This is a genomic window from Rhodococcus sp. A14, assembly GCF_011603105.1.
GTDB lineage: Bacteria > Actinomycetota > Actinomycetes > Mycobacteriales > Mycobacteriaceae > Rhodococcus_F > Rhodococcus_F opacus.
On record NZ_JAAOQS010000035.1, the window covers coordinates 26,947 to 47,121 of the forward strand.

Consider the following 20,175-nt stretch of genomic DNA (forward strand, 5'->3'; position numbering starts at 1 on the left):
AGCGCTCGGGCACCGCGTGGAGTGGAACCGCCCTTTGTCGCTAGCTAGCGCACCCCACCCGACACTCGGGTACCACGCGCTGCCGTCGACCACGAGCCGAGCGTTGCTCGCAATCCCGTCCGACCCCGAACCTAGACGTCGGAATGCACCAGATGCACCTCAGGGACAGGGTTCGTTTGGACCTCGCGTGCGCTCAACGCTCCTTCGTAAATTGCTTCGTCGACGTCCCGGGGCGCGTAAGCATCGCCGATCAGTTCGACCGGAAGCCCAGCAGCGACGAAGTCCGCGTGCAATGCGTCCTCGGGGGTGCGGGTCTGACACAGGATTATCGAGTCGACGTCGTGGCTTGTCCTCGTCCACGCACCGACGGTGTGCGCGAGTTCGACGGTGGACCCGTCGATCCGTTCGATCGTGGTTTCGGCTGAGCACCGCACCCCGGCCTTGATCAGGCGTGGGTACATCGTCGGCAGGTCGACACTGCCTCGAAGGCCGGTGTCGTGACCGATCTGTCCGTGCATGGTGACCAGCTCGACCTCGCGCCCGTCCGCAGCGAGCAGTTCGGCGAGGCCGAGGGCGAGATGAGCTCCATGATCGTCGACGATGATGGTCTTTCGCCCGCACGAATCGGGTTCGGCGACGGCCGATTCCGGATCGAGCACCGTCGTCGTCTCCAGACCCGGGATCGTCCATCGATCGGGCCGCAGGATCGAGAATCCGTCGGTCGTGTATCGCGATCCTGTGGCCAACACGGTCAGGTCCGCGCCGAAGTCACGCGCGATGTCGACCGATGCCGGGGTATCCAATCGCACCTCCACGCCGAGGTTGTCGAGGGAGGTGCGGAAGTGGCTGACAAGCTTCAACCACGAGGTGCGGCCCGGCAGGCGGCCCGCCGACCGGAGCTGTCCGCCGAGCGAGTCGCTCCGTTCGACGAGAAGCACCTGATGTCCGCGGCGAGCAGCCGATTCCGCAGCCTTCAGCCCGGCCGGGCCGCCGCCGACGACGAGAACCCTCCCCGGCTGTTGTGCACGGTCGAACATGCCCTGCCATTCGAGCTCTCGACCGGCTTCGGGATTGACCGTGCATGTGACCTGTCCGCCTCGGCCCATTCGGCGCCAGCATCCTTGGTTAGCGCCGACGCAGGGGCGGATCTCCGCGAGATGCCCGGCTTGCGCCTTGGTGACCAGATCGGGGTCTGCCAGCTGCGGTCGAACCATCCCGACCATGTCAACTTTTCCGGAGGCCACGATCTCGGCCGCCTGCGTCACCGTACGTACCCCGCAGGTTGCCAGCACAGGCACAGTGCCCACGACCTCCCGCACGAGTGGCCCGTACTCGGCCATGTGGCCGGTCAGGTCACTCTCGGCGGTGGGGACGAGGTGCTGCAGGGAGTGGTATCCGGAGCCGCTCAGGCTCACGTAGTCGATAGTCGTCGCATCATGGATGATCTGCAGCATCTCGCTAGCGGACTCCGGGGTGATACCGAGCGGGCCGACCATTTCGTCGTACCCGTACTTCAGGCCCACGGTGAAATCGTTGCCGACGCGTTCACGCACCGCCTGGATGGTCTCGACGACGATCCGGGCTCGGTTCTCCGCGCTGCCGCCGTACTCATCCGTGCGCCGGTTCGTCAGGGGTGACAGAAACGAGAACAGAAGATAGCCGTGCGCTGCATGGATCTCGACCCCGTCCATCCCTCCGTCGCGGGCGATCTCGGCGGACCGGGCGAAATAGTCGACGATCTCGGCGATCTCCCCACGACGAAGTTGGTGGCCGAAGTGACCCCACATCGGCGAGGACATTCCCGCGGACGGGGACAGGACATCGGACATCATCGCGAAAGTCTGCGCCGGCATGCCTTGCAGACCCATGTGGTGCAACTGCGGAATCAAGATACTGCCGTGCTCGTGGACCGCGTCGGACCATTGCCGGTAGGCCTTCGCAGTGTCCGGCTCCCAGGCATTGATCCACTGGTTGTGGGAGGACGGATGCACACACATGGCACCGGTAAAGATGGTTCCCGCTCCTCCGCGGGCACGCGCACCGAGATATCCGGCGTACCGCTCGGGCTCATGCCATGTCGCATGAGCCGAGAACATGATGCGGTTGCGTGACTCAGCCGTTCCCAGTCGCAGCGGTTGCCACAACGATTCCAGGGTAGGGGTGTGATCCGCTGCGATGGCCGTGGTGCTCATTGCACTGCTCCTGGTGAGTTCCGCCGCCACTCTGGACGACTGTGACGTATGTTTGACGGTACCGTCGATGTTAGCTGAGTCATGTTGGCTTACAGAAGGGAATTCCCGAAGGGATTTGCCGAAACGAGCGCATTGACAGCGCACGCGCGATCGCCGCATGCTTTCCGCACTCAGATCGGCGGCAAGTCACGATCGCATCCTCACCGGCGGCGGACACTCGAATCATGCTCATGCCGAGCACAGCGAAAGGACGACCCATGACCATCACAACCAGTGTGATGACCGACGAACAGCGCATCTCCGTGGCGCGCGAGTTCCTTCTCCGCCTGGATACGGGCGGAGACACGTTGGAACTGTTCGACGACGACGCGTTGTACTACTTCCCCAAGCGTGGATTCATGCGGGGAAAGAAGGAGATTGCGGAATTCTTCACTCAACTGGGGGCCATCATCGCCACCATTGAGCACCACGCCGCGTACTTCAACTTCGTTGTGCAAAACGACCTTGTCGTCGTCGAGGGGACGAGCCACGGTACGACTGTCGATGGAGTCGAGTGGCGCGCCGGCCAGACCCACGCCGGCAATTGGTGCGACGTGTTCGAGATCAGAGACTTCAAGATTCATCGTCTGAGTACCTATCTCGATCCCGACTACGCGGGCGCCGATACCGCTCGCTATCCCTGGCTCAGTCAGGACTGAGCGGAGTTGCTCTTCGGCGTTGCCCACACGAGTCGCCCGCGAGGACGGTTCCGCATGTCGGTGGGCAACGCCACCATTCGCCTGGCGCTACGCACCCGAATACTTCTGAGACATCCCCAGGTCCACGGGCAACGCAATTCCAGTGATGTACCGAGCCATCTCCGACGCGAGGAACAACACCGCATTGCTCACATCGACTGACTCGATCCAGGGCACATCCCACATGTTGATCTTGGTCAACACTTCCTGGGCGTCGTCAAATGTCGGTGACTGCAGATCGGGACGGTAAACGGCTGGGGTGACATCGTTGTCGATCATGATCGTTCGGACATTGGTCGGATGGATCGTGTTGACACGGATTCGGTGGAGTGCCAATTCATTAGCGAGCGTTCGAGCCAGGCCGACCACACCATGCTTGGCCGCGTTGTAGTGCGCGACATTGGGTATCCCACGCAGTCCAGCCGTCGAGCTGATCAAGATCATCGACCCACCCCTGCCTCGATCGACAAGATGCGGGACCGCTACCGACGTCGTGTGCCACACACCGGTGAGATTGACATCGAGCATCGTCTGCCACTGGTCCACTCCGAGTTGCCAGGAGGGCGCGATCTCGTTGAGGATCCCCGCGTTGGCGACGACGACATCGAGTCCACCCAGTTCCGCCACTCCTTCGTCGACGGCATCTCGGAGTGCAGCACGGTCACGGACGTCGACCTGTCGGGTCACGACACGGCTTCCGGCCTCCTTCACCAGCCTCCCGGTTTCGGCGAGATCAGCCGGCGTGGCAGCCGGATAGCGGACTCCCTCGACCGAGTCGTTGATATCGACAGCAATGATGTCTGCTCCGGCCCGCGCGAGGGTCACCGCATGAGACCGTCCCTGGCTGCGGGCGGCGCCCGTAATCAGCGCAACTTTTCCCGACAGATCGATTTGCATGGCACTGCCTCCCGAGAGTCTTAGGTTGGAGCAAGGGTGGATGCGCGGTGGCGCCCGTCGGCGCCACCGCGTGAAGGAGATGGGCGACCCACAGTGGTGGTCGGATCGACCGAGACGATCCGACCACCACGCCGAACTCTGCCGCTCGTCAACCTGAGCCGTTTGGGGTCAGGCTTTGGCGGACCGCCGGTCGACGATGAAGGAGTTCGCGGCGACGGCGACGATGATCAGAAGTCCGGTGGTGGTGGGCAGGTAGGCGGAATCGACGCCGATCAGATTGAATGCGTTGTTGATCAGCGCAATGAAGAGGACTCCGATCACGGTGCGCCACAGCGCACCTTCACCGCCCTTGATGCTGGTTCCACCGATCACCACAGCCGCGATCGCGTCGAGAGGCAATGATTGCGTGCCACCGGGATTGGCTTGGCCAGCGCCGGCCAATGAGGCGCCGATGATCCCTGCGAGCGCGGCGCACAGTCCGCCCACGACGAGAGTAGCGGTGATGATCCACCCGACGCGGATCCCGGACAAGCGAGCGGCCTCCGGATTGCCGCCGGCAGCGTAGATGTACCGTCCGAAGCGAGTCCGCGCCAGCACAAATGCAAGAACTGCGGCGACGACGACGAAGACGGTGACGGGGTTGGGGATGCCGAATAGGGAGGCCCCCTGTCCGATCCACGTGAACGCCGCTTCCTTGTCCGCCGGAATGCTGATCTGGAAGCCGTCGGTGATGGCGAGCGCTATTCCGGAGAGCACCAGACTTGTGGCGAGGGTCGCCAGGAATGAGTGGATGCGGACGACGTTCACCAGAACGGCGTTGGTCAGCCCGATTCCGACACCCACCACGAGGACCGCAACAATGAGTCCGGCGATGGGGCTGCCGATGTTGACGGTGAGCCACGCGCCGAGAATTCCTGCAAGTGCATATGTGGTGCCGACGGAGAGGTCGAAGTTTCCGCCGATCATCACCAACGTGGTTCCACAGGCCACGATGCCGATGTAGGCGTTGCTGTTGAGCACATTGAGCAGGTTCTGAGCCGTGAGAAAGTTCGGTGCCGCGAACGACAGGACCGCGAAAAGCACGACGAAGATGCCCAGAATCCCGTAGTCGCGGATGAGCTTGCGGGTGTCACGTTTGTTGGTGTGGCGCACGAAGTCCGACCCCGGACTTGGGGCGTCGGTTCCTGCTCCGACACGGGCGGTGTCCACGTCGAGGGTGGGTAGCACCGCGTGCGGCTGCTCAGTTGCCATTGTCTTCGATCCTTTTCGTGTCCGAGTAGCCGAACGCTGCTCGCATGATTTCTTCACCGTCGATTTGGTGTGTGTCGAACCGGGCGGCGACCCTTCCGTCGTGCAGCACGACGACGCGGTCGGACAATTCGGTGATCTCTTCCAGCTCGGAGGAGATCAGCAGGACACCCATCTTCTGTTCGTCTGCTAGTTTCGCGATGAGGTGATAGATCGACGACTTCGCGCCGATGTCGACACCCCGCGTGGGTTCGTCGAGAATGAGCACGCGGGGACGGCCCAACAGCCACTTCGCAAGCAGCACCTTCTGCTGATTGCCGCCGGAGAGCGTCGCGGGTTTGGTCGCGAGCCGCAGGGGGGTCACGCCGCTTTCCGTTGCCATCTCGTGGGTTCTTGCTCGGACCGCTTGTTTGAGGACGACACCGCCGCGCGACAACGCCTTCAGGTGGGGAAGGGCGATATTTGCTTCCTGTGACAGGTTCTGCAGCAGCCCCTGCGTGATTCGGTCTTCGGGGACGAGGGCGACACCGGACTTGATGGCGGCGGCCGCCGAATGCTTGGGCAGCGCTGTGCCCGCGACCTCGACCTGTCCGGTGTCGTATCGATCGATTCCGAAGATCGCGCGAGCCAACTCCGTGCGCCCGGAGCCGACCAGGCCGGCGAGGCCGACGATCTCCCCTTCCCTGATGTCGAGGTCAATTCCGCTCAGGGTGTGCTTCTGGCTCAGGCCGCGGACGGTGAGCGCACGCGGGGCGTGTTCTTTGTTGCCACGCTCGCGCTGGGGGAAGACGGTATCCAGGCGCTGACCGAGCATTGAACGCAGGAGCTGGTCGGGTGTCGTGTCCGCTGCCGGAACGTGCCCGACGATCTGGCCACCTCGCAGAATGCTGATGTCGTCCGCGAGGGCGATGACATCGTCGAGGAAATGGGACACGTAGATGATGGTCATCCCGTCGTCCCGAAGTTCGCTGAAGACCTTGTGGAGTTTCCTCAGTTCTTCGCGGTGCTGCGACGAGGTCGGCTCGTCCATGATCAGAATCTTGGCCCCACGGGCGAGGGCCCGAAGTATCTGGACGCGCTGCTGTTCGGAGATGCTCAGCGAGTCCACCCGCGCGCGGGGGGACGGATGGAAGCCGACACGTTGGGTCAGTTCCTCGTAGATATCCTCGCGCGATCGTCCGGCGTCCTTCCTCCCCAGTCGACGCTCCGCTCCGAGGAATACGTTCTCGATGACGGACATGGCAGGGACGAGCGAGATTTCCTGCGCCATGACGGCAATTCCGTCATCAATTGCATCTCGGGGTGAGGTGTAGTGAACGCGACGTCCGTTGACCTCGAGCGTGCCGTGATCAGGGCGAACGATGCCACCGATCACCTTGCCCATGGTCGATTTTCCGGCACCGTTCTCACCGACCAGTCCGTGGATCGCTCCTGCCCGCACCGACAGTGAGACATTGTGCAGTGCGGTCGTAGCGCCGTAGGTTTTCGTCACACCGTCCAGAGCAAGCGCAACCGCACTCATTTGTCCCACTCCCCGAGGTACTCGGGGTGCGCAGCCAGGGACTCAGCTGTGGCGATACGTCCGATCGGGCTCATGGCTGTCTGGGTGGTGATCAACGGCGGCGTCTGCGGGTCGCGCACCGACTTGATCAGGTGCTCGGCTGCGGCAGCCCCGAAGGTCTCGGGGATCAGGGCAATACTGGACGGCCAATTTCCGGCCAGGATCTCCTGCACGCCGTCGCGGGATCCGCCCCATCCCAGGCACGCGATCTTCCCACCGCCCGGTTGGGTTTGCGCGGCGAATTCCTTGCCTGCCGACTTGACGGCACGCTCGGCGCCGAAGCAGTTCTGGTCACCGGTGGTCACGATCAGGTTCAGGTCCGGATTCGCCTGCAGTACGTCGCGCGTGGTCCGTTCCACCTTCGCCTCTTCGAAGCCGTCCGCAGCCTCCGTGACGATCTGGATATTCGGGTTCTGCGCCAACACCTTCTTGATCTCGGTGAGTTTGATGACGTCGAACTCGCTCGACTTCGAACCGATCTCGATCATCACCTTGCAGGGCGAGATGCCCTGGCACAGCGCCGCGGCCTGCTCGCCCTGCGCCTTGCCGCCTTCGGCCATATTGTCGGCGATCTGGACCGTGATGCCTTCGACGCCGGGGCGGTCGACGGCGGTCGGGTCGGTGCCGATCAGATAGTCGATTGCGGCGACCTTCATTCCCTTGGCGAGAGCTTCCTGGACGACCGGCACCATCTGCGCCGAGTTGTTCGGCAGGATTTCAAGTGCTTGGTACTGCCCGGACGCGATAGCGTCTCGCGCCTGCGCGAGCTGGGTGGCGCCGTCGAACTTGCCGTCGAAGAAGGTGACCTTCCCTCCCAGCTTCTCGGCAGCAGCCTTCGCCGCCTCGTAGCTGTTCTTGGTGTACCCGTTCGCGGCGGAGTAGCCGAGAAATGCTATCTTGACTTGTGTTCCGTCGCCGGCGCCCTGGGCTGCTCCGCAGCCGGTGACCACTCCGCTCAGGAGCAGGGCAGCGGCGCCGATGGCGAGGCCGGCCCGATATCGTGCGGACGGGTTGATGATCGACATGGTTGTTCTCTCTTCTTAGAGCTCGAGTACCGAGATCGCGCCGAATCGGCGCAGCACGCAGTGCACCGCGCATGGCGCGGAGCCAGAAACGATATGGGAGATATGCAGTTCTCGGTCGCCGCGAAGGTGCAGGACTACTTCACGGGATCGTGGTTGAAACCGGGAAGAATCATGTGCCCGGCGTCGACGGGGATGGTCACACCGGTGACCGCGGCCGCCAGGTCCGAATTCAGATAAAGGGCGGTGTTCGCGATAACCTCCGGGGGCAGGAAGCTGGTGCCCTTGAGGGCGTTGAAGTGGTATCCGCCCGCCATCAGGTCCTCTTCGGTTCCATGGTCGTGGCCGGCGAACATGTTCCACCCATTGGTCTGGTTGGTCATGGGGGTCTTGATCACCCCGGGATTGACGGCGTTACAGCGAATTCCATGCGGTGCCAGTTCCAGTGCGATGCTCTGCATGAGCCCGACGACACCAGTTTTCGCGGCAACGTAATGCGCGAAGTTACGTGCGGGCTCGAGCCCGTTCACCGAGGACGTGATCACGATCGACCCGGTCTGACGCTCGATCATGTGCGGGGCGACAGCCTTCGCCGACTTCCACACGCCCGTGAGGTTGATGTCGATCATGTCGTCCCAGGTGTCTTCGGACAGACTCCAGAAGTCGCCGACCGTCCAGATTCCGGCGTTGGCGATCAGGACGTCTATCTTGCCGAATTCGTTGATAGTGCGCGCAACTGCGTCGTCGAGCTGTGTCTGCGATCGCACGTCGGCGGAGATCGACAGCGCCCGCCGGCCGTGTGCTTCGACCTGGCGTGCGGTTTCGGCGAGGTCCTCCTTGCGCGCCGTGGGGTAGGAGACGCTGTCCACCTGCTTTTCGATATCGATGATGGCGATGTCGGCGCCCTCACGCGCTGAGACGACGGCGTGTGCACGGCCCTGCCCGCGTGCGCCACCGGTAATGAGGACAACTTTTCCGTCGAGCAAGCCCATGTCGGTTCCTTTGAGTCGGATTCGGATGAGAGCGCGGACGGGCGGAGGGTCGTGCGTGGCTTGCCCTCCGCCTGTCCGCGAATCGATGGATCTGCTGAATCAGGCGGTGGTTGACTGCAACGCTTCGCTTCCGTCCTGCGGAACCCAGTTCGCGATGGGGGTCCAGTAGTGCAGCTCGAATGAGCGGTCGACGATGCCCCACTTACCATTACGTCGCTCGAACCGGTCACGGTAGAGGCCGCCGACCTGCGTCGGACCTGATTCGGAGTCGGTCACGAAGCAATCGAGGGCAGTCGCCGCCGTCGCGGTGTCGCCGTCGATGTCGATCAGGGGATTCGACATCCAGTGGTGCATGTGGGGGGTCTTGCTCCAGAGTTCGTCGGCGCCGGAGAGGATGGCGTCGATGCCCTCGTACTGGCCGATATCACCGAGCGACAGCTTGGCGCCGTCGTGCCAGATCTCAGCGAGCAGTTCGCGATCGTGTCCGTCGAAAGCCTGAGCGTAGGTGTAGACCAGACGCTCGAGGGCGACACGGCTCTCGAGCTGGTCGAGGCGTTCGAGGATGGCGTTGTCTGACATTAGGGTTCCCCTTCTTCGTATGAATGTTGCATGAATTCAGTTGGTGTGGTCAGGAACTTTGGGTAGTGCGCAATTGGTACTGCAGTTCACCGAGGCGTTCCGCCGCAATCTGCGGAATGCCGGCGGGCTGTGCGAGAGTGCCTCCATCGACCGGTAGTGCGACACCGGTGATGTATCGCGCATCGTCGGAGGCGAGGAACAGGAGCGCCTTTGACAGGTCTTCCGGCTGCAACCACGGAATCGGGAGCAGCATCGTCGCCTGTGACGGAAACTCCATGTCGTCGAGCGTTCCGCCCGGCCCGCCCGTGAACATGTCGATGACGGCCTGGTTGTGGAGCATCGGGGTGGCGGTGTTGCCCGGCAGGATTGCATTGACGCGGATCCAGTGCTGGGCCAGTTCGGTGGCAAGCGAGCGCATCAGGCCGAGAACGCCGGTCTTGGCGGCGCTGTACGCCGACAGGGAGGGATAAGTCGTCATCGCCGCGGTGGAGGCGGTGAAGACGATGGAGCCGCCGCCGTTGGCGATCATGTGCGGAATCACCGGCCTGACCGCACGCCAGGGGGCCGAGAGGTTCGATTCGACAACGGTGTCCCACATGGCGTCGGTTTGCTTATCCCACGGCAAGTTGAGCGCCACACCGTGGTTGACAGATAGAACGTCGATGCGGCCGAACTCGGCAATGACCTGGTCGACCACGGCCTGCATCTGCTCACTGTCGCGTGCGTCTGCCTTCAAACCAATGCAGCGGCGGTCGAGTTTGCTTACCAGCCTCACGGTTTCGTCGAGATCTTCGCTTGTTGCCGTCTGATAGGGCAGAACTTCGGGTACCGGCTCGCAGATGTCGGTGACCACGATGTCGGCGCCTTCTTCGGCCAACGTCAACGCGTGCGAGCGCCCTTGGCCACGCGCGCCCCCGGTGATCAGTACTACTTTCCCGTCCATACGTCCCATATGAAGTCCCCTAGGTCGAAGTTGAGATGTTGCGGCTGTCCCTGGATCACCGGCGATTGGGTGGTTCAGTCACCAGGCACGGTGATCAGGGCTGCGAGCAACAGGAATGGCGTGCGGTTCGGGCGCCGATGCGGTGCAGTGGGCACCCGTAAGGTGTGCATCCGATTTCATGAGAAAGGTGGTGGTGCGTGCAGCGCGACCGGCTCAGGTGGTCACGGTCGCGCTGCACGAGTCGTGCAGCAGCCAGGTGGGCTGCTGGTCCGATTACAGGCGGACGAGACCGCCGTCGGCCATGATCGTCTGACCGGTAACGAAAGCGCTGTCGTCACCGGAGAGGAACAGTACGGTTCCGACGATGTCCTCAGCGGTTCCCGGGCGCTTGATCGCCTGGGTCTGTGCGAGTTCCTCGATGTGTGCACGTTCGATGTTGCTGACCCCGCCCGGGGTCAGCGAGGCGGTCGGTCCCACGGCATTGACGGTGATTCCGTGTTCGGCGACGTCGTTGGCAAGACCACGCGTGAAGCCGATAACGCCGGCCTTGCTGGACATGTAGTGCGCGAGACCAGGAATCGGTAGGGCGATGGAGTTCGAGGTCACATTGACGATCCGGCCCCATTTGCCGGCGATCATCAGCGGCAGGACCGCCTTGACCATCAGGAACTGGGAGTCGAGGTTGATCGCGTGCACCTTGCGCCAAAGGTCGAAGTCGACCTCCGCGAACGGCACGTTGGGATAGATTCCTGCGTTGTTGACCAGGATGTCGCATCGTCCGAACTCGTCGCGCAGTGCCGCCTCGAGCTTGGTTGCGGTCTGAGGGTCGGAGACGTCCCCTACTACGCTGATGCCTCGACCACCCGCCTTCTCGACGTCGAGAAGGGTGTCCTTGGCTTCGGTGAGGTCGACCGCGACGATGTCTGTGCCTCGGGCGGCTAGTCCGGCGCTGATTGCGCGCCCGAATCCCTGTGATGCACCGGTCACCACCGCGACTCTTCGTGAGTTCGTCACTGTTTGGTCCTTTCGTTGTTTCTGCCCGCAAGGCGAGCCGTTGTCGGGAGGGCCGTGCTGGTCAGAAGGTGGCCGCGGCGGGTTCTTCCACTCGCGTTGAGGTCGCCGCAGCATGGCGGCCGGCGAGGTAGGCCGAGGTGATGATGGGCCCGAGCGTGGCGCCGCCGGCCCAATAGCTGCCACCGGACATGGCGCCAGCGCAGTTGCCCACCGCGTACAGGCCGGTGATCACCTCTCCCGATCGGTCAAGAACCTGCCCGTCAGGGTTTGTGCGGGGCCCACCCTTTGTGTCGAGGGTCGCCGGAGCGAGCAGGGTGGCGTAGTACGGTCCGCTGTCGGACACCGGCCACATCGTTTCGTTCTTGTCGTTCCCCGGGCGCCCACCCATGTTGAAGTACAGCTCAATCGGCGCCTCGCCGCGGTGAAAGTCCTCGTCGATCCCGGTGGACGCAAAATCGTTGTACCGCTCGATCGTCGACTTCAGAGTCGACACGAAGTCCGGATCAAGGTTCCACCCACCGATTCGATCGGCATACTCTGCGAGCCGTTCCTGGACGGCGTCTGCCAGTGCTTCGAGGGTGTCGCCCCGTACGATATGCGCCTGGTCTCCCCCGTCGGGAATCATCGGGTTTCCGTACTTGTCACCGGAGTGGTGCTGCTTGCACGATTCGTCCCAGATCATCACCAGCGCGAGATTGGGGTACTCAGCCTTCTGCGATTCCCACGCCCAGAAAGTGGGAACCACATCTTGATAGGGTGCCTTTTCGTTGACGACCCGCTTGCCGTAGCGGTTTACCCAGAGCATGCTGTCGCCGGGAATGCTGAACGAGCACACCTGGTCCGGCCGGTTGGCGATCGCGCGGTCGAGGACCATCGGAGCGAGCCAAGCCCCATTCATATTGACCAGGTCGGCGCCGAGCGCCTGTGCAATCGGGACGAAGTCGCCGGTATTGGTGCTTGCGGCGCACCCGCTGAGGATGGGTCCCGGCAGGGAGCTCGTCCGGAGATCCACGTTATGGGTGAAGCCGCCCGACGCGAAGATGACGGCCTGACGCGCCTTGACCGCGATCTCGCCGGCATCGGTGGTTGCAATTACCCCGACCACGCGATCCTGGTCGTCGACAACGGCCTTGCTGACGGCGTGTCCTAGGCGAAGGTCCACCCCGGCCTCGCCCGCGATCTTCGCGAACACCGCGATCATATCGGTTCCGTCACCGACCTCGTCCGGCGCGCCTCCGAAACGGTGCGGATAGATGATGCGGCCGAAGGGCGCCTTGTTTTCTTCCATCTGAGCGTAGTAGTCGGGCTGGATGTCCCACGGGATCGGTTCGAGTGCCCCCCATTTCGTGAGTTGTTCGACGGCCGGTCCGGCGTTGTCATAGAACGCCTCGGTCATCACGAACTCCCACTCGGTCAAGCCCAGGTGCGGCTTGTCGGGGTCGTAGTGCTGCGGGCGTGTCAGGCGAGCCATGTGACGGAGAGCATCGTCCTTCGGGTCAGCCCAGCCCTTCTCGCGCATGAAGTGGTTGTTGGGTACCCAGTAGGCGGCGGCGGCCTTCTTTGTTGTGCCGCCAATCTCGGTGGCCTTCTCGAGTTGGATGACTGAGGCGCCGTGTTTTGCTGCGGTGATCGCGGAGGTAAAGGCTCCGGCTCCGGAACCGACGACGATGACATCGGTTTCGGCGACAAAATCGACCTCGCGGTCGCGGCGCAACTCTTGGCCGAACAGGGTGTGTGTCATGAGATGTTTCTCCATGAGATGTTCGAGGGAACAGGCGGGTCAGAACGGGTAGCGCGGTACTTCGGTTCGCGTGGTGACCCACTGCCACTCGGTGAACTGGTCGGCGTTGGTGAGGGTGCTGTGGTTGAAGCCGTTCCCGGAGACACCGACCCCGCCGATCGGTCCGTACACCTCATGCAACACGGGTTGGTCGTTGATGTGCACGATGCCCACGTGCAGGTGATCGGCGATGTGCTGGGCGCGTGTCAGGTCTGCCGAGATCACCGAGGCGACCAGCCCGTAGGCGGTGTCGTTCGCGAGTCGGATGGCTTCCTCGTCGTCGCCGAAGGTGGTGATTGCCGCGACGGGTCCGAAGATCTCCTCATCGAAGGCGGCCATGCCGGGACGGACGCCGGTGATCACCGTCGGCTCGTAGAACAGGCCGCGTCGTGATCCACCAGTGACGAGGGTGGCGCCGGCGTCCAGCGTCTCGGCAACGATGCGATCGACATTGGTTGCCTGCCGCTCGTTGACGATCGGACCCAGGTGGACCTCGCCCGCGTGAGGGTTGCCCACCACCAAAGCACGGGCACGGGTCGCCAGGGCTTCCGCGTACTGGTCGGCGATGCTTTCGTGAACCAGGTGCCGTCCCGCCGTCAGGCAGATCTGGCCCTGGTGGAAGAAGGAGCCCCACGCTCCTGCGCTCGACGCGGTGTCGAGGTCTGCGTCTTCTCGAACGATGAAGGGGTTGTTTCCACCTAGCTCGAGGGAGACCCGCTTGAGCATCCCGCCGGCGACAGCCCCGATCTGCCGACCTGCCCGGGTCGAGCCGGTGAAGCTGATCATGTCCGTCAGAGGATCCTTGACCAGCGCTTCACCCGTCTCCACCCCACCGGGAAGGACGTGGAAGAGCCCGTCGGGCAGGCCTGCTTCCTCCAATAGGCGTGCAAAGATCGCGCCTCCACAGATCGGCGTCTGCGGGTCGGGCTTCAGGAGCACCGCGTTCCCCATCACCAGCGCAGGCGCAATTGCGCGTGCGCCGAGCAGGAACGGGGAGTTCCACGGTGTGATGATCCCGACCACGCCGATCGGAATCCGGCGGGCGACGCTCTGACGACCCACTTCCGCGCTCGCCGCGAGAATTCCGGCGGGCTGGCTACCCAATGCCGCAGCCTCGAGTACTTCACGAGAGGTCATATGAACTTCCCACTGCCCCTTCGGGGCGATGGAACCCGTCTCGCGGACGATCCGCTCGGCGATCTCGTCCGCGTGTTCGAGCACGAGTTGCGAGAACTTCCGCAAGACGTCACCACGCACAGGGCCGGGTGTTGCAGCCCAATCGATCTGAGCCTCTCGCGCAGCCGCCGCCGCGCGTGCCACGTCCTCCGCCGACGCAATCCCGACGTCATCGAGACGTTCACCGGTCGCTTTCTCGATGACCTCGTCGGTCCCCGCCCCGGGCTCGCGCCACCCCGAGCTGTAGATCTTGCCGGTCCACACGTCAGCCGATACGAGCGACGTCTCTGTCATCTTCAATCCTCACTAGAAGGTGTTGCATACCGACCTCGACGAGGCGTACCGAAGAGGTGTGACCCAGATCATTCCGCTACGACGCCGTCTAGTCAATAGGCACCGTCAAATTTTTGACGGAACCGTGAGCCTATAGGCCTGGGGCGCAACCAGAGGGGGCGGTCCCGTTAGCGCAGCCGAGCCCGCGCTCATACCGAGATTGACTTTTCGTCACGCAAGTCGAATAATTGACGATACCGTCCAGGTTCGGGTTGGCACCCTGGTGCACACATATGTCATAACCATGAGTCGGGCGGTCACCAGCGCGGTTAGGAGTAGGTCATGCCGAACGAATTTGGGCCGTGGAGGCTGTGGACGGGCATCCTCGCGCCTGGCATCGGCATACTGATCCACGCCTTGGGTTTGGCGCTGTTGGGATGGCACGTTGTCGACCCCGCCGGCCCTCCTACAGAACCCGCGTGGTGGTACCCGCTCACACTTGTCGGCCTCACGATCATCGCCGTCCGGATCATCGTGCTCGCCTCGGTAATCATGAGTTCCGTCGGTCACCGACATCGGTCACACCACTCGCTGAAGTAACGTGAGCAAGTCCCGTACCTGCAGCGAAGCCCGATCAATGTTCGCGAACAGAATGCACCCTGGTTAGGTCTCCAGCCTCGATGAGTTGCTCACCTACGCCTCGCGGCCGCTTCAGGTTCCATGCCCCTACCCACCTCACGCGGTCCAGGGTCGTCATCACCGGCTTCTCCCCCACTCACCTGGCGCCGAAACCGTGACACTGCCGACGCTCGAATCTCTGACCGCCCGCTGGCATTACACTGGAACGGACCGGGTTGTCCGTTCAGCATGCGGAACGGCTACACGCGTACGTCCACAGACTTTGTTGGACCGAATTCCAAATGGTCACAGCAGACTTCAACCAATCTGGGCTCTGTCGGCTACATAAATTGCCGCGTTGGCACCACCGCTGCTCAATCAATACCGACCTGCTGATCGCCATTCGAACGACCATCGCCTCCACCAACATCGCGTGCGGGTCGGTGGGGAATCGGGAAGGCGGGAGAAGCTGCCATCGCCACGGACACGTTCTAATCCCAGCATGGGACGGCCCCTAAGTACGCTGCGCAAATAGTTTGACGGTCAAAATGACGCGCAACACTAGAAGATCCGGTCACGTCCAATGATGTTCGGTCGTCGACTCGGCGGGGTGCGGATAAACGCTCGCTAAAATGCGTATCTCGTCTTGGCCACACTTCGACTCAGGGATGACCTGCCACAATCGCTCGATGAATCGGCGCAATGGCATTCCGAAGTGCACAAGGATCTCCTCCTCGCTTGCGCCCCCGAATGGCGCCCACTTGCTGGCAAACTCAATAAGGCTCTCCGCCTCGGTGTCAGGATGCTTGCGGTTGCCGTTGGCTTCGATCCAAGCCGCGCGACGCCTGTGACGCCGCTGGCGGTACTCACGAGAGTTCATGGGAATTCACACATCCAACAGTCGGGACAGCCGAAGCCTTGGAAGTTGGGGACCCTTGCCGCAGCGAGGGTGACACGCAGATTTTTAGTCGCCCTCGACTGCCACGTTCCTCATGCCACGCCGCACTAGATGGCGCATCGATACCGGCCGGAACTCGTTCGATTCCCGGGCGCCCATCAAGACGAAAGCATTTATGACCGGCTATCGAAGGTGCTCTCGTCATCGTCGTCGAGTGGGTTGTAGATCAAGCCGAGGTGCAGTCCATACAACCAGTGGAAAAGTAGGACACTCAGCACATACTTCCAGCCGGCATGGAAGGCGACGAGCGGGTCGTGAATTCCTCGCGCAGGCCCAAAGACGAACGGCGCCGTGACGAACAGTGCCAGCAGCGCCAGGACAGTACCGAAGATCAGTGCTTTCGCAAGGTTACCCACAGCAGTCGCTCGCAACGGTAGCCGCGGCGAGATCGCGATCGCGAAGACAACAGCAAAGAACACACCGTCTACATAGTGGCTGAGACCACCGACCAGGAACTGTTGGACGGGTGACGCGTCCGGTAGATAGACCATTCCGTTCGCGGTGTTGTAATCCAATCGAGTAAGGCCGAAGCCGCCGAACCAAAATCCGAGAAGCGTTGTGACATGGACTGCAACCGCCCCACCGAGTATCGCCGCCAGAACACGATGGCGAGTCGCCCATCGCCGCCAGGCGTAGACCGTGCCAACCCGAGCCGCATGCGAGCGCCTCGACCGAGTTACGGTTGCTGCTTCGATGTTGGAGGAAGTCACTGTGCCGGTAATTGTCATTATCGTCCTTGCTCCAAACGTAGATAGAAAACACCACAGGTCAAGGGCTTTGACTGCCTGCATTGGCCGGAGTACGCCACCGGCGCGCGCTGCCATTACACGGTGCACGGCCCTCAATCAGTCCTTGACCGTTTGAGGGCTGCGCACGATGACGCGACAAGCGTGTTCGGAACACCCACCCGCGGTCAGCGACCGTTTGTCCTGCACGAGTTGACTTTAGGTCGGACTGTGACACAGATCATGCGCCTCGGGCTCGCCGATGTCAACCGGAAGCGTCGAATTTTCCACACAGATGTGAATAGTCGGGAAATGTGCGCGCTTGATTTCCAGATTCGGTCGACGCCAGTGCGTGTCGGCGCCCTCGGCGGCCGAGCGAATCAACATGTTGCCGATCCAGCGGTGGGGCGTCGGGCTTGCCGCAACGTGCAACCCACTCCTCCCCCCATCCTTCTCGAGGGCCAGGACCTCCGAGATCAATGACCATTGGTTCGATCAGCTACTTCGCCAGCAGCTGTCGGCACTTGCGTCCAGGGTGGCACTGCCCGTCCTAGGCAGAAGGGTGCGTGCTCCAGCGCAATAAGTCACGGCAAGAGCTGCGTTGAACCAGCAGACGCGCCAATCGGAACACTTCGCTCCAGCGTCGTCGTGAGAGAAAGGGCAGCAGTGATGAAGAACAGCGCAAAGTCGGGTTTGTTCGACACGGTAATCGTCGGAGGAGGTTCCGCCGGAGCTGTTTTGGCAAACCGGCTCTCGTTGGATCCGTCCAGGGAGGTGTTGCTGCTGGAGGCGGGAACGGCATATGCGCCCGATGACAACCCCGCGGTGCTCCTTGACCCCGACCTGGTAGGCGGAGACCAGACGAACGATTGGGGCTACACAGCCAAGGGCGGTCCCCTGTCCCCCGAGATCCCCGTGCCGCGCGGAAAGGCCCTTGGCGGAAGTTCGGCAATCAACGCAACCGTTGCGCTTCGCGCCCGCCGCGACGACATCGCGAAATGGGCGGCGGCGGGCATCGAAGGATGGTCCTACCCTGAGGTCCTCGAAACCTTCAAGATGCTGGAGAACACCCCGGACGGGGACGATCGATATCGCGGCCGGACCGGTCTCCTGCCCGTCCGTCAACGTTCCTATGGAGAACTCACACCGGCACTTCGAGCATTCATCGACGCTTCGGTGCACCAGGGATTCGCCAAGATCGGTGACCCCAACGGAGTCGACCAGGATGGAGTTTTCCCCTATCCGCTCACCACACTCGACAACGTCCGGCAGAGCACTGCCCTCACCTATCTCAGCGCGGAGGTGCGTCGGCGACCGAATCTGACGATCCGGGGAAACACGGAGATCGACCGGGTGATCTTCAACGGCACGACCGCACGAGGGGTCGTCACGACCGACGGGACGACCTACAACGCCACCGACGAAGTCATCCTCTCCGCAGGAGCCTTCGGAAGTCCGGCGATTCTGCTGCGGTCGGGGATCGGACCAGCTGCGAATCTCACCGCACTGGGCATCGATGTGGTCGCTGACCTGCCCGTGGGCCAGCGTCTGCAAGACCACCCGTTCTACTACAACGCCTATGCACTCAAGGCGGGGGCGCTTGACATGTCCCCCGCAGTGGGCGCTCTCCTGTGGACCGCCTCGCAGGAGGCCGAGGACGACGAACTTGACCTGCACGTCACGGCCACCCACCTCATCGATCCCGCGTACAGCCCGACCGGCGGGGCGATCGTCCTCGCGATCGCTGTGGTTCAGCCCGAATCCCGCGGAACGTTGTCGCTGCGCAGCAAGAATCCCCAGGATCCGCCGGTCATCGATTTCAACTTCCTCGGCACAGCGCGTGACCGGCGGAGAATGCTGGAGGGAGTCAAACTCAGCCGCCGCATTGCCCGCGACAGCATCTTCGCGGAGTTGTCGGCCGCAGAGATGATGCCGGGCGAAGACGTCCAGGACGATGAAGAGTTGCAGACCGTCATCGACCAGCAACTCGCATCGTATGCACACCCCACATCGACTGCCCCGATGGGGAATATCGACGATGAATGGGCCGTCGTCGACGAGTGGGGAGTCGTTCGCGGAGTCACGAATCTTCGGGTGGTCGACGCGTCAATCTTCCCCCAGGTCCCGTCGACCGCCACCAACCTGTCGACAATCATGCTTGCAGAGCACATCTACAAGAAGGCTCTGGCGGACTGAGTGAGCGTGCTCAGGACACCCTGGGCACGCTCACCTATTGGCGGCCCTGCCGGCCACGGTTGTCGTGCGTAGCCGGCAGGTGCATTGCCCCCCACAGTCATTCTCGTGGGTCATGAGGCCGTCCAAGGCCAGCTCGTAGTCTTAAACCATCCGTAGACCACATTGCAAGCATCTTTAACGCTTCCTCCGACGGTGATCCCTCCGCCGCCGAGTATGTGAAGATCCGTTGGTCAGGTGTTCCCGGGAGATCCAGCCCCTCATAGTCGAGATGAAGGGGACCAACGACCGGATGCCGGAACTCCTTTGTCCCATGGGTGCATTCGTAGACGCGGTGTGCGGACCAGATACGCCGGAAGTCGGCGCTTTCCATCATCAGCTCTGCCACGAGGGTGCCCAGCGTCTTGTCCGTCGAGTTAGCTCCGCAGTCAGCGCGAAGAACTGCCGCCATCTCGCACGCGGTGGACTCCCAGTCGACATACCGTTCCTTGGCTTCGGGGTTGAGGAATACCCACCGTGCGAGGTTGCGCTCGTCGACAGGCACCGCGTCGATGTCGAACATGAGGGCGCGAGCGAGTTGATTCATCGCGAGTACGCTCGTCCCTTTGCCCAATACGAAGGCTGGTGTGTCTGAGAACGCCGACAGAACGCGGTGAACACTGGGGCGCAGCCGATGGCAATTTGGGGCGGCCTCATTTTGCTTCCGCCTCGGCGTCACAAGGGCATTGAAGTACTGGCGCTCGGTGTCGTTCATCCGTAGCGCATCGGCGACCGCCGCCAGCACGGGTTCGGAAACGTGCCGCGCGCGCCCCTGCTCGAGGCGCGCGTAGTAGTCGACACTCACCATCGCCAGCTGCGCGACCTCCTCCCGCCTGAGACCGGGTACGCGCCGGATCACGCCTGCAACGCTCGGCCGCTCCGGCAGGCCGACCTCCGAAGGTCGAATCCGTGCCCGGAGGGTCCGGAGGAAGCTGCGCAATTCTGGATTGCTCATCAAAAGCGGGGCTTCTGTTGTATGGATTCGGCAATGTCGAGCACCAAAGGTGTGAAGGATCCGGCGGCCTTTGGTCGTGCCGGGCGCCTCGTCCCCGATTCGGTTCGATCCTCGGAGGTGCGGGCGAGCAGGACTACACCTTGTCCGGCGAGCCCCCCCACTACCGCACGGTCCGATCTGGGCGGGCTGCCTGCGACAAAGACAGGCACTTGGCGGCCCCGTCGCTGAGCGGGGTGTGGTCGCTCGCCCGTCGGGGCCGCAGACACGGGTCGC

At 62.7% G+C, this 20,175-nt stretch carries 17 protein-coding genes; 3 read left to right on the forward strand and 14 right to left on the reverse strand.

What is annotated here, in order from left to right; translation table 11 throughout:
• Positions 1 to 131: 131 nt before the first annotated feature.
• The gene (locus G9373_RS19710) at positions 132 to 2,192 is read right to left on the reverse strand and encodes an FAD-dependent oxidoreductase (RefSeq protein ID WP_167116338.1); all 2,061 of its coding nucleotides are present in this window, start codon (positions 2,190 to 2,192) and stop codon (positions 132 to 134) included.
• 257 nt (positions 2,193 to 2,449) lie between these two features.
• Here G9373_RS19710 and G9373_RS19715 point away from each other — a divergent pair, with 257 nt between their 5' ends.
• On the forward strand, positions 2,450 to 2,890 hold the full coding sequence (locus G9373_RS19715; RefSeq protein ID WP_206032390.1) for a nuclear transport factor 2 family protein: 441 nt from the start codon (positions 2,450 to 2,452) through the stop codon (positions 2,888 to 2,890).
• A gap of 87 nt (positions 2,891 to 2,977) precedes the next feature.
• Here G9373_RS19715 and G9373_RS19720 read toward each other — a convergent pair whose 3' ends face one another.
• The 10 genes from G9373_RS19720 to G9373_RS19765 all read right to left on the reverse strand — a co-directional run bounded on the left by G9373_RS19720 (position 2,978) and on the right by G9373_RS19765 (position 14,435).
• Complete coding sequence (locus tag G9373_RS19720) at positions 2,978 to 3,826, reverse strand: mycofactocin-coupled SDR family oxidoreductase (RefSeq protein ID WP_167116341.1); 849 nt, start codon at positions 3,824 to 3,826, stop codon at positions 2,978 to 2,980.
• 168 nt (positions 3,827 to 3,994) lie between these two features.
• Positions 3,995 to 5,077, reverse strand: a complete 1,083-nt coding sequence (locus G9373_RS19725) for an ABC transporter permease (protein WP_167116344.1) — start codon at positions 5,075 to 5,077, stop codon at positions 3,995 to 3,997.
• A complete protein-coding gene (locus G9373_RS19730) occupies positions 5,067 to 6,596 on the reverse strand; it encodes a sugar ABC transporter ATP-binding protein (protein WP_061043771.1) in 1,530 nt (509 codons plus the stop codon). Before G9373_RS19730 ends, G9373_RS19725 begins: the two co-directional genes overlap by 11 nt.
• The gene (locus G9373_RS19735; RefSeq protein WP_167116347.1) at positions 6,593 to 7,660 is read right to left on the reverse strand and encodes a sugar ABC transporter substrate-binding protein; all 1,068 of its coding nucleotides are present in this window, start codon (positions 7,658 to 7,660) and stop codon (positions 6,593 to 6,595) included. The genes G9373_RS19730 and G9373_RS19735 overlap by 4 nt, the downstream gene beginning before the upstream one ends.
• Positions 7,661 to 7,794: 134 nt before the next feature.
• On the reverse strand, positions 7,795 to 8,649 hold the full coding sequence (locus G9373_RS19740) for a mycofactocin-coupled SDR family oxidoreductase (protein ID WP_061043773.1): 855 nt from the start codon (positions 8,647 to 8,649) through the stop codon (positions 7,795 to 7,797).
• Positions 8,650 to 8,748: 99 nt separating this feature from the next.
• Positions 8,749 to 9,228: a nuclear transport factor 2 family protein gene (locus G9373_RS19745; RefSeq protein WP_061043774.1), complete on the reverse strand. Its 480-nt coding sequence runs from the start codon at positions 9,226 to 9,228 to the stop codon at positions 8,749 to 8,751.
• Between the two features lie 49 nt (positions 9,229 to 9,277).
• On the reverse strand, positions 9,278 to 10,171 hold the full coding sequence (locus G9373_RS19750) for a mycofactocin-coupled SDR family oxidoreductase (protein ID WP_063819632.1): 894 nt from the start codon (positions 10,169 to 10,171) through the stop codon (positions 9,278 to 9,280).
• 273 nt (positions 10,172 to 10,444) lie between these two features.
• The gene (locus tag G9373_RS19755; protein ID WP_061043775.1) at positions 10,445 to 11,185 is read right to left on the reverse strand and encodes an SDR family oxidoreductase; all 741 of its coding nucleotides are present in this window, start codon (positions 11,183 to 11,185) and stop codon (positions 10,445 to 10,447) included.
• A 61-nt stretch (positions 11,186 to 11,246) separates the two neighbouring features.
• Positions 11,247 to 12,926 (reverse strand): FAD-dependent oxidoreductase, encoded by a 1,680-nt coding sequence (locus G9373_RS19760; protein ID WP_167116353.1) that lies wholly within the window; start codon positions 12,924 to 12,926, stop codon positions 11,247 to 11,249.
• Positions 12,927 to 12,965: 39 nt separating this feature from the next.
• The gene (locus G9373_RS19765; protein ID WP_061043777.1) at positions 12,966 to 14,435 is read right to left on the reverse strand and encodes a benzaldehyde dehydrogenase; all 1,470 of its coding nucleotides are present in this window, start codon (positions 14,433 to 14,435) and stop codon (positions 12,966 to 12,968) included.
• 321 nt (positions 14,436 to 14,756) lie between these two features.
• Here G9373_RS19765 and G9373_RS19770 point away from each other — a divergent pair, with 321 nt between their 5' ends.
• The gene (locus tag G9373_RS19770; RefSeq protein WP_167116358.1) at positions 14,757 to 15,014 is read left to right on the forward strand and encodes a hypothetical protein; all 258 of its coding nucleotides are present in this window, start codon (positions 14,757 to 14,759) and stop codon (positions 15,012 to 15,014) included.
• A gap of 592 nt (positions 15,015 to 15,606) precedes the next feature.
• Here G9373_RS19770 and G9373_RS19775 read toward each other — a convergent pair.
• Both G9373_RS19775 and G9373_RS19780 read right to left on the reverse strand, forming a co-directional pair.
• A complete protein-coding gene (locus G9373_RS19775) occupies positions 15,607 to 15,912 on the reverse strand; it encodes a hypothetical protein (protein ID WP_061043779.1) in 306 nt (101 codons plus the stop codon).
• A 191-nt stretch (positions 15,913 to 16,103) separates the two neighbouring features.
• A complete protein-coding gene (locus G9373_RS19780) occupies positions 16,104 to 16,718 on the reverse strand; it encodes a hypothetical protein (RefSeq protein ID WP_167116365.1) in 615 nt (204 codons plus the stop codon).
• 666 nt (positions 16,719 to 17,384) lie between these two features.
• Here G9373_RS19780 and G9373_RS19785 point away from each other — a divergent pair.
• The gene (locus G9373_RS19785) at positions 17,385 to 18,911 is read left to right on the forward strand and encodes a GMC family oxidoreductase N-terminal domain-containing protein (RefSeq protein ID WP_167116368.1); all 1,527 of its coding nucleotides are present in this window, start codon (positions 17,385 to 17,387) and stop codon (positions 18,909 to 18,911) included.
• A 97-nt stretch (positions 18,912 to 19,008) separates the two neighbouring features.
• Here G9373_RS19785 and G9373_RS19790 read toward each other — a convergent pair whose 3' ends face one another.
• Positions 19,009 to 19,902: a helix-turn-helix transcriptional regulator gene (locus tag G9373_RS19790; protein ID WP_240960631.1), complete on the reverse strand. Its 894-nt coding sequence runs from the start codon at positions 19,900 to 19,902 to the stop codon at positions 19,009 to 19,011.
• Positions 19,903 to 20,175 lie beyond the last annotated feature (273 nt).

Excerpts from the sequence above, each read along its gene's own strand:
- G9373_RS19790 (WP_240960631.1), bottom strand. The coding sequence starts at position 19,902 with ATGAGCAATCCAGAATTGCGCAGCTTCCTCCGGACCCTCCGGGCACGG.
- G9373_RS19750 (WP_063819632.1), bottom strand. The coding sequence starts at position 10,171 with ATGGACGGGAAAGTAGTACTGATCACCGGGGGCGCGCGTGGCCAAGGG.
- G9373_RS19740 (WP_061043773.1), bottom strand. The coding sequence starts at position 8,649 with ATGGGCTTGCTCGACGGAAAAGTTGTCCTCATTACCGGTGGCGCACGC.
- G9373_RS19765 (WP_061043777.1), bottom strand. The coding sequence starts at position 14,435 with ATGACAGAGACGTCGCTCGTATCGGCTGACGTGTGGACCGGCAAGATC.
- G9373_RS19770 (WP_167116358.1), top strand. The coding sequence starts at position 14,757 with ATGCCGAACGAATTTGGGCCGTGGAGGCTGTGGACGGGCATCCTCGCG.
- G9373_RS19720 (WP_167116341.1), bottom strand. The coding sequence starts at position 3,826 with ATGCAAATCGATCTGTCGGGAAAAGTTGCGCTGATTACGGGCGCCGCC.
- G9373_RS19735 (WP_167116347.1), bottom strand. The coding sequence starts at position 7,660 with ATGTCGATCATCAACCCGTCCGCACGATATCGGGCCGGCCTCGCCATC.
- G9373_RS19745 (WP_061043774.1), bottom strand. The coding sequence starts at position 9,228 with ATGTCAGACAACGCCATCCTCGAACGCCTCGACCAGCTCGAGAGCCGT.
- G9373_RS19785 (WP_167116368.1), top strand. The coding sequence starts at position 17,385 with ATGAAGAACAGCGCAAAGTCGGGTTTGTTCGACACGGTAATCGTCGGA.
- G9373_RS19760 (WP_167116353.1), bottom strand. The coding sequence starts at position 12,926 with ATGACACACACCCTGTTCGGCCAAGAGTTGCGCCGCGACCGCGAGGTC.
- G9373_RS19710 (WP_167116338.1), bottom strand. The coding sequence starts at position 2,192 with ATGAGCACCACGGCCATCGCAGCGGATCACACCCCTACCCTGGAATCG.
- G9373_RS19780 (WP_167116365.1), bottom strand. The coding sequence starts at position 16,718 with ATGACAATTACCGGCACAGTGACTTCCTCCAACATCGAAGCAGCAACC.
- G9373_RS19715 (WP_206032390.1), top strand. The coding sequence starts at position 2,450 with ATGACCATCACAACCAGTGTGATGACCGACGAACAGCGCATCTCCGTG.
- G9373_RS19725 (WP_167116344.1), bottom strand. The coding sequence starts at position 5,077 with ATGGCAACTGAGCAGCCGCACGCGGTGCTACCCACCCTCGACGTGGAC.
- G9373_RS19730 (WP_061043771.1), bottom strand. The coding sequence starts at position 6,596 with ATGAGTGCGGTTGCGCTTGCTCTGGACGGTGTGACGAAAACCTACGGC.
- G9373_RS19775 (WP_061043779.1), bottom strand. The coding sequence starts at position 15,912 with ATGAACTCTCGTGAGTACCGCCAGCGGCGTCACAGGCGTCGCGCGGCT.